This is a genomic window from Pseudarthrobacter sp. DSP2-3-2b1 (assembly GCF_049895945.1).
Classification (GTDB): domain Bacteria; phylum Actinomycetota; class Actinomycetes; order Actinomycetales; family Micrococcaceae; genus Arthrobacter.
Window position 1 is genome coordinate 30744 of sequence record NZ_JAFCTI010000019.1, and the last position, 16772, is coordinate 47515.

A 16772-nucleotide genomic window follows, 5' to 3' on the forward strand; every position below is an offset into this window, starting at 1 on the left:
AACTGGAATGATTTAGAACAGGGGAAAGCAATGAAGCATTACCTCCGTCTATTGGCCTCAGCATTTGCGCTGCTGCTCCTGCTGCCGGCTGCCGGCCAGGAGCCAGCCGCTGCGACAGAACAGACCGGTTTCACTGCCACCGGACCCGACCTTCGGACCTGGTGGCACAACAACTACGAATACAACCCAACCTCACCCACCCAGAACGGCACAGTCCGCCGGTCATCCTTTTACGAGGTGCAAGTAGCCACAGCAACGGCACCAGGAACGCGCTACGACTCCTTCGCCTACATGAGCATTCCCCGCAGCGGAAAGGGGAAGACCGGCTACACGGAGCCGGACGGAGCAGAGTTCTCTTCGTCAGCGAACCTCTCAATGAGCTGGTCCAGCTTTGAGTACTCAACGGACGTCTGGGTGGACGTCAAACTCACGACAGGCCAAACGATCACGTCTGTGGATCAGGTAACGATCCGGCCCAGCAAGTACACCTTCGAGAAAGAGCTGGTGAACCCCAGCACCATCCGGGTCAAAGTCCCCTACTCGTCGACGGGCTACCGGCTCTCAGTGGAATTCGCGCCCCAGCTCTTCACTGCATACAACGACATGTCCGGAACGGCAGGGGTGTTGACTGAAACCGGTGGCGGGGATCACCGCGCCATCCATACCGAACCACGGAATTCCATGATGATCTTCGCCGAGCCGACCCTGGGCGGCGGCGAGGCGGAGCGGTTGATTCCCACCTCCGCATCCGGAGCTATCAACTATCCGCAGGAAGGCCTGGTCGACAACCTGGGGTCGGTCACCGAGGAGATCATCTACTTCCGGCCCGGGACGTATTACATGGGATCGGACCACCGGGCCTCGATGCCGCCCAACGTCAAATGGATCTACCTGGCTCCCGGGGCGTATGTCAAAGGTGCCTTCTACTTCCCCAACTCGACGCAGGGCGTCTACAAGGTCACTGGCCGCGGCGTGCTCTCCGGCGAACAGTACGTCTATGAAGCCGATACAACCACCAGCGGGTACACGCATTCAACCGGCGCTAATTGCCACAACACCTGCGTGAAGATGCTGGAATTCACGTCTTCATCGACCATGCAGCAGTACTTGGACGTGGAGGGAATCACCATCAGCGAACCTCCCTACCACTCCTTTGTCATTTACGGGCCGCAAAACGCCTATGAGATGGAAATGCGGGTGGATAACTACAAGCAGGTGGGCAGCTGGTACTGGCAGACCGACGGGATGGAACTCTACGAGGGCGGGCGGATGAACAACACCTTTTTCCACTCCAATGATGACGTCCTGAAGCTCTACCACAGCAACGTGACGGTGGATAACACGGTGATCTGGAAGAACGAGAACGGTCCGGTCATCCAGTGGGGTTGGGCGCCGTACAACATTGACAATGTGGTCGTCACCAACACAGACGTCATCCACAACCGCATGTATTGGAAGGACGTCAAATACAACACCTGCATCATCAACTCGTCCTCCCACTACGCGGACATGGGCTCCTCCACCACGGCGAACCCCGCCACCACGATCAGGAATTTCCGGCTGGAGAACATTACTGTCGAAGGAATGACCAACTGCGCCCTCAGGATCTATGCGCTTTCCAACACCGAGAACATCCACATCAAGAACCTGAATATCGGAAGCTGGAACGGGTTGGACCACACGTCCCAGGTGAGCCACCTGAAGCGCTATTCAGACACTGCCAACAACAAGGTCTGGCTGGGCAACGAGACTGTCGACAGCAGAGGCATCAAGCTCGAGAACTACACCGTCGGCGGGGCCAGGATCGACAAAACCACGACCAACTGGAGCGATAACCAGGCGGGCCGTCTCGGCTTCGACGGCGAAAACTGGGATAACTGGAACGCATGGTGAGACCGAAGACTTCCTAACCCGAAGCCTTTCCGGCGGCTGGGGAGCTCATGTCCGGGCTCCCCAGCGGTCCAACCCCGCGCTGATCTTCCGGGGACTTACACCCCGGGCAGCGTGCCGTGCACAAATGCCTGGATGGCCAGGACAGCAGCACCACGGCACCAATCGACATTGTTCTTGGTTCCGAGAACGATAGGAGGCGTCGAGGTGCGCGGGTCGCGGTCCCTGGCAATGCCTTCCCTTATGGCGTCAGCGACAATGGAGGCGAGCCGGACGCCTTCACCGGCGATGATGATCCGCTGCGGAAGCGTCAGGTTACACACGGCGGCGATGAGCCGGCCAAGTCCCCGCCCTGCGTCCTCTGTCACACGTCTGGCCGCGGGGTCACCGGCTTCCGCCAGGTCCAGAGCCTGCTCATAGTCCACTGGGCGTCCCAATGCATCGGAGACATGGCGCGCGATGGAATCTGAGTTAAGCACACTGGTGGCGCAGCCGCGGTGACCGGCGAAGCACAGCGGTCCCGCTGGATCCAGCGGCCAATGTCCCACTAATCCAATCCCGTAGTCCTGGCCGGTAACGATTGCACCATTAGCCACCAGCCCGAATCCGGTGCCGGCTCCCAACGTGATGACGGCGAACCTGTCATCGTCACGGCCCTCGCCGAACCAGTGCTCATACTCGGTGAAGGCAACAAGGTCATTGTCGACGAGCGTCGGGATTCCGGTCGCCTCACCTACAAGCTTGGCCAAAGGCACGCCACTCCAGCCAAGGAACGTCGCATCCACTACGTACTCACGATTCCGAATAAGTCCGCCGATACCAATACCGATGCCGTTGATCGGCGCGTCTGCACCCAGTTCCCCAGCTAGTTGGGCAATTTGCCGAACCACCGCTTCCGGTGTCCTATCGCCGATACTCACTGATTCTTGATGCTGGATCTCTCCCCGCAGATTGGTTCGGGCCGCGATGATCTCGTGCTCGCGGAGCTTCATGCCCACAAAGTGCTTCGAATCGATGTCTACGTCCAACAGCCGTGTAGGCCGGCCGACGCGGCCATCGTTGTGCTCACCAACCTCCCGGAGCAGACCGCCCTCCAGCAGTGGGGCACTCAGCCGGGTCAACGACCCAGGCGAAAGCTGAAGCCGACGGGCTATCGCCGCCCGGGAAATGGGACCCCTTCGGAGAACTTCGATAGCCACAGGCAGGGAAGCATTCGTCGGAGCGACCGACCACGTTGAGGGGCTCTTCACCCCTCCATCATGGCATGCGCAGATACTTTTGTCACAAAAGATATTTCTCGTTATGCACTTGCCAAAAGTGATGTTTAGCACTTTGAATAGTTCCGCATCAGAATAAACTGCAGCCCCTAGACGGGCTTCCTCAGACCAACGGAGCTCACCGATGTTCAACCACAACAAACTCTCGCGGCGGGCCTTCACGGCCCTGGCAACAACTGCGGCCGCCGCACTCGCCCTGTCCGCATGTTCTGCACCGCAAGCCGCGCCCGAGGCAAAAACCCTCAAGGTTTGGTGGTGGGAAAACGACGACAGCGCACTGGCCACTGGCTGGAACCGGGCCATCGAAATCTTCAAGGAAAAGCACCCTGACGTGGAGGTGCAGTTCGAGCTCAAAACCTACGAACAGATGCAGCAGTCCGGCCAGCTCCTGCTGGACTCCAACGACGCACCGGACGTCCTGGAGTACCTGAAGGGCAACGCCACGGCCGGGGTGGTCTCGCAGGCCGGACTCCTGACTGACTTGACGGACGTGGCTAAGGAACGCGGCTGGGATCTGGACAGCTCGGCCCAGGATGTGGGCCTGTACGAGGATGGTGTGATGGGTTCGGGCCAGCGGTATGGCCTCACCAACTACGGCGAATACGTTTCGGTCTGGTACAACAAGGACCTCTTCGCCCAGCAGAACCTGCAGGTCCCCACCTCGCTCCAGGAACTGGAACAGGCGATGGACAAGTTCACCGGTGCAGGCATCACTCCGCTGGCCCTCGGTTCCCAGGACTACCCCGGAACCCACCTGCTGTACGAACTGGCACTGGCCAACATGGATAAGGACGCCTGGTCCGCCTACCAGAAGTTCGAAGGCGACGTGGATTGGACTGCCTGGGAAAAGGCTGCCCGGACTGTGCAGGACTGGACGCAGAAGGGCTTCATCAGTAAGGACTCCACCGGTATCGCAGCCCAGGACGCCGGCAACGCCTTCGTGGCCGGACAGTACCCGATCTTTGTCTCCGGAACCTGGTGGGCCGGCAGCTTCGCGGATGAAATCAAGGACTTCGAATTCGACCAGTTCCTCTTCCCGTCAACGGACCTGCACCCGGGCTCCGGCGGCAACCTGTGGGTCGTGCCCGAGAAGGCACGCAACAAGGAACTCGCCTATGACTTCATGGAAATCACCATGAGCCCGGAGATCCAGAACCTCCTGGGCAACGAAGGCGCCGTCCCCGTAGCCGCAGATGAGTCCGCCATCACCACCCCCATCGGCAAGCTCACCACGCCGCGGTTCAACGAACTGCTCAACAGCAATGACGCCGGCCTTGGCTGGTACCCCGACTGGCCCGTGGCCGGACTCAACGACGTCCTGGTGGCCCAGACCAGCGACCTGGTCCAGGGCAACGTAACCCCTGAAAAGGCCGTCGAAAACATCAAGGCAGCATACGAACAGGGCAAACCCAGCAAGTAGCCGGCACCAACACGTGTGGCGGCGCACCGGACCGGTGCGCCGCCACATCCCAAAGGACACGTCATGACCGCAGTTACCCCTGCCCCACCGGCCACCGCCACCCGAAAAATCCAGCGCACGACAAGAACCCCGAAACGATCTGCACGGGAGAGCTCGCGCGGCTATTGGATCTACCTCATTCCCGGTGCCGTCGGTTTCTTGGCCGTCGTGGCCGTTCCGTTCGGAATGAACCTCTACTACAGCCTCACCAGCTGGCGCGGCGTCGGGACCCCAAAATTCGTCGGCCTGGACAACTACGTCCGGCTCATGGCCGATCCCGCGTTCTGGGCATCCTTCCTGCACAGCACCGCATTCATCCTGGCCATGGCGGTCATTCCCACCGCCCTGGGCGTCTTCCTGGCTGCCGTCCTCTTCGACTACATCGCTCCCAAGTTCGGCTCCCGCGCAGCCAGCATCCTCCGAGCCACCTTTTACCTCCCGCAGATCCTCCCCATCGTGGTCGCCGGCGTCCTGTGGAAATGGCTCTACCAGCCCCAGTACGGAATCATCAACACGGTCCTGGACGGGTTGGGCCTTAGCTGGCTGCAACAGAACTGGCTCGGCGACTCGGACACCGCAATGCTCGCCGTCATGAATGTTCTGATCTGGCTGCAGATCGGCTACACCGTCGTGGTCTTCATGGCAGGGCTTTCCCGCGTTGACCCCGCCCTCTACGAAGCCGCCGAGATCGACGGTGCCGGCTGGTTCCAGCGCTTCTGGAGCATCACAATCCCGCAGCTGCGCCCGGAGATCGCCGTCGTCCTGATCACCACCTCCGTGGCAGCGCTGAAGGTCTTCGCCCCGATCTACGTCCTCACCAAGGGCGGACCCGGGACCAGCACCATCGTCCCGGCCTACTTCTCGTACTCAAACTTCTTCACCACCACACAGGTGGGCTACGGCGCCGCCGTCGCCTCACTCCTGGCGCTGCTCGTCACCATCATCGCGATCGTCCTGCTGCGCTACCAGACCCGCAACGCCGAGGGATTCGAAAAGTGACCACCACAGCCCCCGCCCCTGAAACAGACCGACCAACGCGCGAACCGCGGCAAAAGCCGGAGCGCACCAACAGGAGCGCCAGGTCCCGGCGCGGCATCAGCGGCTGGACCATCCTGATCCTCCTGGCCGGGGCAGCTGCCCTGATGATTTTCCCGTTCTGGCTGGCCCTCATCAACGCATTCAAACCCTCCGCGGAGTACATCGCCGACGGCCCGATCGGAATTCCCACCGAGCTCGACTTCACAGCGATCATCGACTTCTGGATCGGAGTGAACTTCAACCAGAAACTGCTTAACAGCGTCATCCTCTCCGGCAGCGTTGCCCTGATCGCAGCCACGCTGAGCCTGCTCAGCGCCTTCGCCATCGGCATCGGCCGGATTAAGGGCAGGGTATGGATCCTGGCTGTCTTTATGCTTGCCTTCACCATCCCGCAGGAAGCCCTGGTCTACCCGCTCTTCGTCCTCTCCCGGGAACTTAACCTCTATGACTCCCTGCTCGGCGTGACCATTATCCTGGCCGTCCTGCAGAGCGCGTTCGGCACCTACATGCTCGCCTCAGTGCTCGGATCCTTCCCCATGGAAGTCCTCGAGGCAGCACGGCTGGACGGGGCAAGCCGCTTCCAGATCCTCCGGCTCATCGTCCTGCCCCTCACCCGCCCAACCCTGGCCGTGCTGGTCACCTTCTTCTTCATCTGGACCTGGAACGACTTCTTCCTCCCACTGGTCCTGCTGCCATCTGCCTCCAACCAGACCGTCTCCGTGTCCCTGGGCGCCCTCAGCGGCCAGTACACCAGCGACCCCACCGCACTGGCCGCGGCATCCATGGCCGGCATCCTGCCCGCCCTGATCTTCTTCCTTCTCTTCCAGCGCACCCTCATGCGCGGCGTAAACATCGGAGCCATCAAGTGACCACCCTCCAGCCCGTCCTCCGGCACTCCAGCCTCCGCCCCAGCGATGAATGGTGGAAAGCCGCCGTCGTCTACCAGGTCTATCCACGCAGCTTCGCCGACTCCAACGGCGACGGCATCGGCGACATCCGCGGCATCATCAACCGCCTGGACCACCTGGAAGACCTTGGCATCGACGTCGTCTGGCTCTCCCCCGTCTACGCCTCACCCCAGGACGACAACGGCTACGACATCAGCGACTACTACGCCGTGGACCCCACCTTCGGGACCCTGCAGGACCTCGACGAACTCATCGCCGCCCTTCATGCCCGCGGCATGAAGCTGGTCATGGACCTCGTGGTCAACCACACCTCCGACGAGCACGCCTGGTTCCAGGAATCCCGAACCAGCAGAACCAGCGCCAAACGCGACTGGTACATCTGGCGCGACCCCAAGGAAGGCGCCGAACCAAACAACTGGGGCTCCTTCTTCTCCGGCTCCGCCTGGGAACTGGACCAACCCAGCGGGCAGTACTTCCTCCACCTGTTTTCCCGGAAACAGCCGGACCTGAACTGGGACCACCCGGAAGTCCGCGCTGCCATCTACCAGATGATGAATTGGTGGCTGGACCGCGGCATCGATGGTTTCCGAATGGACGTCATCAGCTTCATCTCCAAGCACCCCGCCCTCCCCGACGGCCCAGTGGAGGACGGCGGAACCTGGGGCAACGGCATCCCGTTCTACGGGTCGGGGCCGCGGGTCCATGAATATCTCCAGGAGATGCACCGCGAAGTCTTCGGACATCGGGAGGCTGACCTGATGACCGTGGGCGAAATGGTGGACGCCACCCCGGAGCTCGCCCGGCTCTATACCGACCAGGACCGTCGGGAGCTGGACATGGTGTTCCAGTTCGAGCACGTGGGCCTGGATCACGGTACGGGGGGCAAGTTCACCCGGAAGCCCCTGGACCTGGTGGCCGTGAAGCACTCCTTCGCCCGGTGGCAGGAAGCCTTGGCGGACGTCGGCTGGAACAGCCTGTACTGGAACAACCATGACCAGCCTCGTGCCGTCTCCCGCTTCGGCAATGACACCGGCTACTGGTACGAATCCGCAACGGCCCTTGCGACGGTGCTGCACCTGATGCGCGGCACGCCCTACATCTACCAGGGCGAAGAGCTGGGCATGACCAACATGCCCTTTTCCAGCATCGACGACTTCCGCGACCTGGAAAGCCTGAACTACTACCGCGAAGCCCTCGCCGGCAGCGACGGCAGCGAGGCCGCCGAACTCCTTGCCGGCATCGCCGTGGGCGGACGCGACAACGCCCGGACACCCGTGCAGTGGGACGCCACACCGAACGCCGGCTTCACCACCGGCAAGCCCTGGATCCCGGTGAACCCCAACCACACCTGGCTCAACGCCGAAGCCCAGAGGACCGACCCCGGCTCCGTCTTCGCCTGGTACCGCTCCCTGGTCCGCCTCCGGCACGAAGAGCCCGTCATTATCGACGGGCGCTTCACCCTCCTGTACCCCGAGGACCCGCAACTGTTCGCCTACACGCGCACCAACGAGACCACCAGCCTGCTGATCCTGGCGAACTGCTCAACGAAACCAAGGGCACTAAACATCCAGCTGGCCCGCGAGCTAGCCACGGAGTGGGCATCAGCGGAAGTGGTCCTGCATAACCACCCCGGCCAACCCTGGGACCGCCAGGAACTGCAGCCCTGGGAGGTGGCAGTCCTCCGCCGCCTCACCTGAGACCCCCTCCAGCACCAGTCCATCCGACGAAAGGAACCATTATGCCCGGAACAGGGCTGGGCCGATTGGCCAAACGCATCACAGCGGCAGCCGCCGTCTTCCTTATCAGCAGTGGCGCCGTCCTCCCGGCGCAGGCAGCCACGGCACCGGGGCACACCCCCTCTGCGGTGCCTGCTGCGCCTACCGACAAACGCACCAGTACCACTGCGGACAACGGCAACCTTCACACCTGGTGGCATGACAACGCAGTTTTCAACACCACCAGCCCAACTGGTAACGACGAAGTGCGCCGGTCCTCCTTCTACGACGTGCAGGTGGCCCAGGAGAACCAGCCGGACAAAGCCTATGACGCCTTCACTTACATGAGCATCCCCCGCAGCGGGAAGGACAAGATCGGCTACACCAAGGAAGACGGCGCCGAGTTCTCCTCCCAGGCCGGCCTCACCATGAGCTGGTCCAGCTTCGAATATGCCAAAGACGTCTGGGTGGACGTGAGCCTCCGCACCGGCCAGACCATCACCTCAGCAGACCAGGTGCAGATCCGCCCCAGCAGCTACAACTTCGAAAAGCAGCTCGTTGACGCGGACACGGTCAAAATCAAGGTTCCTTACTCCGATGCCGGCTACCGGTTCTCGGTGGAATTCGAGCCGCAGTTGTATACGGCCTACAACGACATGTCCGGGGACAGCGGCAAGCTGACCACCGAAGCCGAGGGCAACCGCGCCATCCACACCGAACCCCGCAATTCGATGATGATCTTCGCGGAACCTAAACTCCGCGGAGAGCAAAAGGAACGATTGGTTCCCACAGAGGAGTCGGGCAGCATCCACTACCCTGCCGAAGGTGAGGTGACCAACCTCAACACCGTTACCGAGGAAATCATCTACTTCAAGCCCGGCACCTACAGCATGGGCTCCGACTACCACGCGGTCCTGCCGCCCAACGTCAAGTGGGTCTACCTGGCGCCGGGTGCTTACGTGAAGGGAGCCTTCAGGTTCCTCCATGACAACCAGAGCCAGTACAAGGTCACCGGCTACGGTGTCCTCTCCGGCGAGCAGTACGTGTACGAGGCAGACACCCATAACAACTACAACCACCTCAGCGGAGCGTCCAACTGCCACTCGTCGTGCGTGAAAATGCTGCAGTTCGCTTCCGCCGATGCCGAGCAGAAGCTGGACCTGCAGGGCGTTACAGTCGCCGAGCCCCCGTACCACTCCTTCGTGGTCTACGGAAACGAGCAGACCTTCCACATGAACGTTGAGAACTACAAGCAGGTGGGCAGCTGGTACTGGCAGACCGACGGCATCGAGCTGTACAAGGGCAGCACCATGAAGAACACGTTCTTCAACGCCAACGACGACGTGCTGAAGATGTACCACAGCGACGTCACCATCGATAACACCGTGATCTGGAAGAACGAGAACGGACCAGTGATCCAGTGGGGCTGGACGCCACGGAACATCGACAACGTGAACGTCACCAACACCACGGTCATCCACAACCGGATGTACTGGAAGGACGTCAAGTACAACACCTGCATCCTGAACTCCTCATCGCACTGGGAGGACATGGGTTCCACCACCAAGGCGGATCCCAACACCACGGTGAAGAACATGCGCTTCGAGAACATCACGGTGGAGGGCATGACCAACTGTGCCATCCGCGTCTATGCCTTATCTGATACCGAGAACATCCAGGTGAAAAACCTCAACATCGACGCGTGGAACGGGCTGGACTGGACCTCGCAGGTCAGCCACCTCAAGCGCTACACCAACCCTGCCGGCGAAAAAGTCGCAATCGGAAACGAGATTCCTGACGGGAACGGACTTGCCTTGGAGAACTACTCCGTGGGCGGCGAAGTGATCGAAAAAACCGCCGGCAACTGGGCGGACCACCAGCTGGGCCGAATCGGCTTCGACGGCGAAAACTGGGACAGCTGGAACGTCTGGCGGACCACGCCGTAGCAGCCGCAGAACATGGACCGAACCTAAACTCTGCGAACCGGAAGTGGGCAGCGCCAACGAGCCGCTGCCCACTTCCGGTACACGACGAACGTGCTTCAGCCGCCACACTCCCCAAGTGTTTGGTCTTTGCCAGGCGAGTGTGCATCCCAACGAATGAGCTCCCTGTGGGCACGCAGGGGCCCATCCGCCGTGCCCAGCCACTCGCCTCTGCATTGGCCTGCAAGCAAAAGGCTCTCACCTAACAGCGGCTACTTGCCCGCATTCGCCCGTATCAAACGCCTTAGTTCATCCCCCCGAGGAGGGCTCATGTCTCACCCTGTTCACAACCCCCATAGCGATAAGGGCAGCTCCATCACAGTCAAAGAACGACTTCCACTGTCCCTTGAAGTCACGACGGACAACGACCCGCTAAGCCGGGACAATAAGCTCAGTGAAGCGGTCGACCGGCTAATACCTGCCGCGTTCGAACGCAGACACGGCATACTCGTAACCCAACGCGAGTGGGGCAGGTACACCATCCAGGTTGATCCTGGCGTGCCGTGCGGCACTATCCACGAAAAGCGCTTTTGAATGCGCCATTTGGGCACATCGCCAACCCAAAAGGGCCTGGGGCAGGCCACCTTCCCGCCGACCCCTGCCTTGAACGGAAGCTCAATGGACGAGAAGCTGCAACAGAACCCTCCGCTGATCGGCATCGACATCGGTGGAACCGGAATCAAAGGAGGCATCGTCGACCCCAAAAACGGCTTTCTCCTAAGTGAAACAATCAGTCTACCCACCCGCAGCCGGCAACCCCGGAGGCTGTTGCCACGGCAGTGGCACTGGTGGCCGCCGAGCTTTCGATATCTCCCGAGGCACCAGAAGCCCGTTCCCCGGTAGGCGTCACGGTTTGGTCCACTCGGCTGCCAACGTGGACAAGAGTTGGCTCAATACCGATATCGATTTCGCTTCTGACCGCCCAGCTGAGCCGACCCGTAAAGGTCATCAATGACGCCGATGCCGCCGGTCTGGCCGAAGGACGCTACGGCGCCGGCAAGGGTGTGGCAGGCAGCGTTCTGGTGGTCACCCTGGGCACGGGGATCGGCTCAGCCTTCATCTTTGACGGCAAGCTCGTCCCGAACGCCGAACTAAGCCACCTGGAAACCGACGGCTTCGCCGCCGAGATCAAAGCTTCTGCTGTGGCCCGGGAGCGGAACGGACTGTCCTGGGCTGAGTGCAGGGTGCTGCTGCAGCGTTACTTCTCGCATGTGGAGTTCCTGTTCTCCCCGGAGCTATTCATCGTCGGCGGCGGCATCTCCATGCGTGCCGACGAGTACCTTCCCAACCTGAAGCTCTGCACCCCCCATCGTCCCCGCGGTCCTTCGGAATGAAGCAGGGCATCGTGGGCGCCGCCATCGACATTGGGCTGAAGCCCAACCGCGCCCTATTGCCGGCAAGTCAGATTGCTGTATTGGGGCCATTATTGGGGCTAAGCCGAGCCTCGCGAGGCCCAGTCATGGCTCCTCGAGTTAGGCCTTTGGATGCGGTCCGCTCTGGGTGAAGCGCGGAAAGTGTGAGTCTAAGTCCCCCCAACTGACGTCGGGAACTGCTTGCAACCGCGTAAATCCGTTTGGTTCTCCGAAAATTGGGGAACGGACCCTGGCTCCAGCCACGTGAAGAGGCAGACTGCCCGGCCCGCAACCGCGGACCATTCTCATAGGTTATCCACCGCTACTGCTGCCAGCGCTACCCCAACGGCTCCCCAATTTCCAGCCGCGGATAACCCAAATTCACCCCAGCCTAACCCGTTCAAGCACCTTGGTTCTGGCAGCTGGGCATGTACTCAGAAGGGAGAAATCCGGTCTTCACCCGGGTTTGGCGTGAACTGTTGCGGATGACGCTCCCAGCAAACTGGAGCTTCGCTCGGATAGTGAAGAAGCCGCGAAACAGCCCTACATCCCCAGGTAGTCACCGACCGCTTGTGACGGGTCAGCATGAGGAGGGGTTAGTGCCCGTTGTCCTGATGTCAGGAGCCAGTGCCCCTTTTGGGAGGAATGCGGATGGTTCGAGCTTGATCCGTGTCAGTGCGGATTCGATGGCCCCTTTGACTACAGCCTCTGCTCCGAATGTGCTCGCTACCAGTTCCGGAAGCGGTAAGCCGGAGTCGGTAGGTAATACGGTGCGTGCGTGTTCGAGGACAGGTTCGATGGCGCGTGAGATGCCGCCTGCGATGACTACACGCTCAATGTCCAGGAGGCTGGAGAGCACAACCGCAATCCGCGCCAGCCGGGCGCCGAGCCGGGCGATGATGTCCTCTGCGAATGGATCCCCCTCGCGGGCTGCTTGGAATACGTCCTCGGCGGTGATCTCCCCCTCGGGTATGCGGCGCAATATTGTTTTTCCGTTATAGGAGTGAATGCGCGAGCGTGCCCATTTTCGTGCAAGTGCTCCGAAACCGTCCCAGCCGCCCTCGTCAGGCACGAACTTGCTGTCGGACAGTGTGTCGAGGAATCGCATTTCGCCGGCGCCGCCTCGAGGTCCCCGAAGCAAGCGCCCGTCGACGATCAAGCCCGCACCGAATCGCTCGCCGGTTAACAATGTTGCCAGATTAGCCGAGGGGTTGTGGGCGCGTTCGGCAACAGCGGCAAGGTTGGCGTCATTCTCGATGATGACCGTGCCGTGAAGGTGGGAGTCGAATGCGGAATTCATCAGATGCCAGAACTCGCCTCCTTCAGGAGACATGCCATGAGCGTCGATCGGCGCGGGAACGCCGACGACCGTGAGTAAGACGTCATCGAGGGCGCGTCCGACGTCGTGGAGGGTCAGACGGATCAGTTCCCGGGCGCATGCGGCGCGGCCCGCGCGTCCCAGCGCATGGGAGTCGATGCTCTGGCGTCGTGTGCCCAGCTCACGGCCGCGCAGATCTGCGACGATGGTTGTGAAGTGGGTCTCCCCGGCATCAAGCCCAACTACAACACCGGCAGCCTCGCGCAGTTGGTAGCGGCGGGCTGGGCGGCCCACCTTCAGTGAGCGTCCCGCGGCCTGACTGTCGTCCGCTTCCTCCAGCCATCCGGCGTCGACCAGACCATCGCAAACGCCGAGCACCGTGGCGCGGGTTAGCCCGGTCATGGCCATGGCCTCGCCAGCTGTGAAGACTTGTTCCTGAAGAGCGAATCGCAGCAGAGCATCGGAGTTGATCCGCCGCAGCAGCTGCGTTGAGCTCGCCGTGGTTCCATTCATCCCTTGACGATATCCCGAATGACGGTCATCCTAATATAGGTTCTAAATATAGAACCCAAATAATCTGTTAGACACCCTTAGGAGCCGATGTTGCCACCTTTGACGTCCGCCGGGACGCGAGTCTCCCGACGCACCTTCCTTACTGCTGCCGGGGGCGCGCTGGCCGCTTTCGGCTTATCGGGGTGCGCGCAGGGAGGTTCTCCGGCGACCATTACGTTCCATCAGTCAAAACCGGAAGCCGTACCGTACTTCCGTGACCTGGCGGCGAAGTTCACCACGTCACAGGACCAGTTCCGCATTCTTCATGACATGGCGACAAATCTTTCTGCCAGCTTTGTGCGCAGCAGTCCGCCGGATCTCGGTTGCCTGAACTACAACCTTGAGATGGCCCGGTTCATGGAGCGCGGGGCACTCGCGGACCTTTCCGATCTCCCGGAGGCAGCTTCCATCCGGGAGGATGTTCTCGACCTTACAAACTGGTACCCCACCTATCCGGGCCGTACGAGCGTCATTCCCTATTCGGTCATGGGTGCCTCGGTCATCTACAACCGCCGCATCTTCGAGCAGAACGGGGTGGCTGTCCCGACAACGTGGGACGAACTGATCGAAGTATGTGAGGCGCTCAAGGCCGCAGGCATCACGCCGATCTACGGCACCTTCCGCGACCCCTGGACGATCGCGCAGGGCCTGTTCGACTACACGGTGGGCGGCATGGTCAACGTGCGCGACTTCTACAAAAAGATGCACGAGATTGGCGAGAACGTCGGACCGGATTCCGAAGTGTCGTTCCAGAAAACGATGCTTGAGCCAGTGCAGCGCATGGTCCAGCTGACGACGTATGTCAATCCCGATGCGCCCAGCCGCGGCTATGGGGATGGCAACACTGCCATGGCGCAGGGCCAGGCGGCAATGTACTTCCAGGGGCCGTGGGCCTTCGGGGAGATTGAAAAGGCCGGTACGGATGTGGATCTCGGCACCTTCCCGTTGCCGATGACCGATAACCCGGACGATCTGAAAGTCCGCGTCAACATCGACCTCTCGCTCTGGGTTCCCGAAGTCGCCAACGCACAGGAGGGTGCCCGCGACTTCCTTCAATACCTTATGCAGCCGGAGATCCAGAACCCTTACAACGCCGAATTCCTGGGATTCGGCACGACCAAGGACGCCCCAGCGGTCACGGACCCGCGAATCGTTGAGATGCAGAAGTACTACGACGAGGGCCGCTTCTACATGGGCGCCTCACAGTTCATTCCTAACTCAATTCCCGCCGCCAACTACCTCCAGTCAATCGTCGGCGGCGCCGACGCCGAGAGCACGCTGCGCCGAATGGACGGCGACTGGGCGCGCCTGGCTTTCCGCGCGTGATCACACTTCCGTTCTAATGCACGAAACGAGGACCATTCATGTCATCGACGACTAAGCCTTCCACCGCAGCGGGGGGGACGGCCCGGGCAGCGGCCAGAGCGACAAGAGCGCGCAAAAGCCGCATCGATCCGCGCTACTACTTCTTCCTTTTCCCCTCGCTGGCGATTTTCACGCTCGCCGTCACGCTTCCGGCCGTACTCGGGTTCGTCTACAGCTTCACGAACTCCGTTGGCTTTGGTGAGTTCAGCTTCATCGGCATCCGAAACTTCATCGCGGTCTTCCAGGATGAAGGAATCCTTGGCGCCTACGGCTTCACGCTCGGCTTTTCACTCGTAACGGTCATCGTCGTGAACGCAGTGGCCTTCCTTCTGGCCCTGGGACTGACATCCCGTGTCCGTTTCCGTGCTGCACTGCGCACGGTATTCGTGATCCCGATGGTGATTTCAGGCATCGTGATCGCGTTCGTCTTCCAGTACCTCTTCTCCAACTCGCTGCCACTGGCAGGCCAGGGCCTGGGAATTGAAGTGCTGTCGACGAGCATCCTCGCCAACCCCGACCTTGCATGGCTGGCGATCGTCTTCGTCACGGCGTGGCAGTCGATTCCGAGTGCGATGCTGATTTACATCGCAGGGCTCCTCACCGTCCCCGCCGAGGTTTACGAGGCAAGTTCCATCGACGGAGCAACGCACTGGCAGAACCTGCGGCATATCACCTTGCCACTCATTGCCGGGTATGCCGTGATCAACACCATCCTCGGCTTTAAGAACTACCTCAACGCCTACGACATCATCGTCGGCCTTACCGACGGCGGCCCCGGGGTCGCCACACGAAGCGTCGCCATGTCAATCTTCCGTGGCTTCGAAGGCGGCGACTACGCCTACCAGATGGCCAACGCCGTGATCTTCTTCCTCATCAGCATCGTCATCGCAATCATCCAGCTTCGCGTCACACGTGGCAAAGGAGGGATCGCAGCATGAGCAGCGCACCCAGCACCATCCCCGCAGGACCCGCGTCCGGCGGGAAGAAACCCCGGATCCGCGCCGCCCAGGAGCGCAGTAACTGGCCCGCTACCATTGTCCTGATCGTCTGCACGCTCAGCGTACTCGTCCCGCTATACGTCACCATCAGCATGGCCTTCAAAACCACCGGCCAGGCGGTGGACGGCAACGCCTTCTCGCTGCCAAGCCCCCTGACGTTCGAGAGTTTCGTCCAGGCATGGACGCTCACGAACTTCCCCCGCGGCCTTGCGATCTCCGTGTTCGTGTCCCTTACCGCCGTGGCTGGGGAAATCATAGTTTCCGCGCTGGCGGCTTACGCGATCGTCCGCAACTGGGACCGCCGGCTCTTCCGCTGGTCCTTCTTCTACCTGCTCGCGGCGATGTTCATCCCGTTCCCCGTGGTGGCGCTTCCGCAGATCCAGCTCACCGGCCTCGTCGGACTGGACAACCCCCTCGGCGTGGCGATCCTGCACATCGTGTTCGCCCTGGCGTTCAACACAATGCTGTTCACCGCGTTCCTGCGCTCCATTCCGCTGGAGTTGGAGGAAAGCATGCGCATCGACGGAGCCGGCACGTGGCAGGTGTTTTGGAAGCTCATCTTCCCCTTGCTCGGACCGATGAGCGCCACCGTCGGCATCTTCGCGTTCATCGCCTCGTGGAACGACTTCATGATGCCCTCACTCATCATCTCCGATCCGGAACTGCAGACGATCCCGGTGTTGCAGAAGATCTTCCAGACACAGTTCAGCAACAGCTACAACGTGGCCTTTGCCTCGTACCTGATGGCGATGGCGCCGGCAATCGTCGTCTACCTGTTTACCCAGCGCTGGGTCATGTCCGGCCTGACCCAAGGCGCCGTCAAGTGACTCCAGCCGCGAAACCAACCACTCAGCAAAAAGTAAAGGACCCAGTCTTGCCCTCCATCATCACCACGGCAACCAGCACCGAGCACAAGGA

Annotated in this window: 11 protein-coding genes and 1 pseudogene; 10 read left to right on the forward strand and 2 right to left on the reverse strand. The window is 61.1% G+C overall.

Annotation, left to right across the window (positions count from 1 at the left end; all coding sequences use genetic code 11):
• The first annotated feature begins 30 nt into the window (after positions 1–30).
• A complete protein-coding gene (locus ACP7AX_RS18135; protein WP_141001165.1) occupies positions 31–1893 on the forward strand; it encodes a family 49 glycosyl hydrolase in 1863 nt (620 codons plus the stop codon).
• 95 nt (positions 1894–1988) lie between these two features.
• Here the strand turns inward: ACP7AX_RS18135 and ACP7AX_RS18140 are convergent, their stop codons facing one another.
• Entirely contained in the window at positions 1989–3011 is a 1023-nt protein-coding gene (locus tag ACP7AX_RS18140) for an ROK family protein (RefSeq protein ID WP_426228470.1), read from the reverse strand.
• A gap of 280 nt (positions 3012–3291) precedes the next feature.
• Here ACP7AX_RS18140 and ACP7AX_RS18145 point away from each other — a divergent pair, with 280 nt between their 5' ends.
• The 6 genes and pseudogenes from ACP7AX_RS18145 to ppgK all read left to right on the forward strand — a co-directional run.
• A complete protein-coding gene (locus ACP7AX_RS18145) occupies positions 3292–4587 on the forward strand; it encodes an ABC transporter substrate-binding protein (RefSeq protein ID WP_141001167.1) in 1296 nt (431 codons plus the stop codon).
• A 63-nt stretch (positions 4588–4650) separates the two neighbouring features.
• Positions 4651–5625 carry a carbohydrate ABC transporter permease gene (locus tag ACP7AX_RS18150; protein WP_141001168.1) on the forward strand — a complete coding sequence of 325 codons (975 nt, stop codon included), beginning with the start codon at positions 4651–4653 and terminating at the stop codon, positions 5623–5625.
• Positions 5622–6533 carry a carbohydrate ABC transporter permease gene (locus ACP7AX_RS18155; RefSeq protein WP_219994803.1) on the forward strand — a complete coding sequence of 304 codons (912 nt, stop codon included), beginning with the start codon at positions 5622–5624 and terminating at the stop codon, positions 6531–6533. Before ACP7AX_RS18150 ends, ACP7AX_RS18155 begins: the two co-directional genes overlap by 4 nt.
• Positions 6530–8269: an alpha-glucosidase gene (locus ACP7AX_RS18160; RefSeq protein ID WP_426228473.1), complete on the forward strand. Its 1740-nt coding sequence runs from the start codon at positions 6530–6532 to the stop codon at positions 8267–8269. The genes ACP7AX_RS18155 and ACP7AX_RS18160 overlap by 4 nt, the downstream gene beginning before the upstream one ends.
• Before the next feature lie 41 nt (positions 8270–8310).
• A complete protein-coding gene (locus tag ACP7AX_RS18165; protein WP_426228475.1) occupies positions 8311–10233 on the forward strand; it encodes a family 49 glycosyl hydrolase in 1923 nt (640 codons plus the stop codon).
• A 654-nt stretch (positions 10234–10887) separates the two neighbouring features.
• Positions 10888–11659, forward strand: a pseudogene (gene ppgK / locus ACP7AX_RS18170) (polyphosphate--glucose phosphotransferase); the annotation flags it as partial.
• Positions 11660–12201: 542 nt separating this feature from the next.
• Here ppgK and ACP7AX_RS18175 read toward each other — a convergent pair.
• Positions 12202–13452, reverse strand: a complete 1251-nt coding sequence (locus ACP7AX_RS18175; protein ID WP_426228477.1) for an ROK family protein — start codon at positions 13450–13452, stop codon at positions 12202–12204.
• Between the two features lie 87 nt (positions 13453–13539).
• Between ACP7AX_RS18175 and ACP7AX_RS18180 the strand changes: the two genes are divergently transcribed.
• Genes ACP7AX_RS18180 through ACP7AX_RS18190 form a run of 3 tightly spaced genes read left to right on the forward strand, consistent with a single transcriptional unit; the run spans position 13540 to position 16681 of the window.
• Complete coding sequence (locus tag ACP7AX_RS18180; RefSeq protein ID WP_426228479.1) at positions 13540–14817, forward strand: ABC transporter substrate-binding protein; 1278 nt, start codon at positions 13540–13542, stop codon at positions 14815–14817.
• A 38-nt stretch (positions 14818–14855) separates the two neighbouring features.
• The gene (locus ACP7AX_RS18185) at positions 14856–15794 is read left to right on the forward strand and encodes a carbohydrate ABC transporter permease (RefSeq protein WP_426228481.1); all 939 of its coding nucleotides are present in this window, start codon (positions 14856–14858) and stop codon (positions 15792–15794) included.
• Entirely contained in the window at positions 15791–16681 is an 891-nt protein-coding gene (locus tag ACP7AX_RS18190) for a carbohydrate ABC transporter permease (protein WP_426228483.1), read from the forward strand. The genes ACP7AX_RS18185 and ACP7AX_RS18190 overlap by 4 nt, the downstream gene beginning before the upstream one ends.
• Positions 16682–16772 lie beyond the last annotated feature (91 nt).

Bases quoted from the DNA above. Each gene is read 5' to 3' on its own strand.
- ACP7AX_RS18145 (WP_141001167.1), top strand. From the start codon at position 3,292: ATGTTCAACCACAACAAACTCTCGCGGCGGGCCTTCACGGCCCTGGCA.
- ACP7AX_RS18165 (WP_426228475.1), top strand. From the start codon at position 8,311: ATGCCCGGAACAGGGCTGGGCCGATTGGCCAAACGCATCACAGCGGCA.
- ACP7AX_RS18180 (WP_426228479.1), top strand. From the start codon at position 13,540: ATGTTGCCACCTTTGACGTCCGCCGGGACGCGAGTCTCCCGACGCACC.
- ACP7AX_RS18150 (WP_141001168.1), top strand. From the start codon at position 4,651: ATGACCGCAGTTACCCCTGCCCCACCGGCCACCGCCACCCGAAAAATC.
- ACP7AX_RS18175 (WP_426228477.1), bottom strand. From the start codon at position 13,452: ATGAATGGAACCACGGCGAGCTCAACGCAGCTGCTGCGGCGGATCAAC.
- ACP7AX_RS18135 (WP_141001165.1), top strand. From the start codon at position 31: ATGAAGCATTACCTCCGTCTATTGGCCTCAGCATTTGCGCTGCTGCTC.
- ACP7AX_RS18190 (WP_426228483.1), top strand. From the start codon at position 15,791: ATGAGCAGCGCACCCAGCACCATCCCCGCAGGACCCGCGTCCGGCGGG.
- ACP7AX_RS18185 (WP_426228481.1), top strand. From the start codon at position 14,856: ATGTCATCGACGACTAAGCCTTCCACCGCAGCGGGGGGGACGGCCCGG.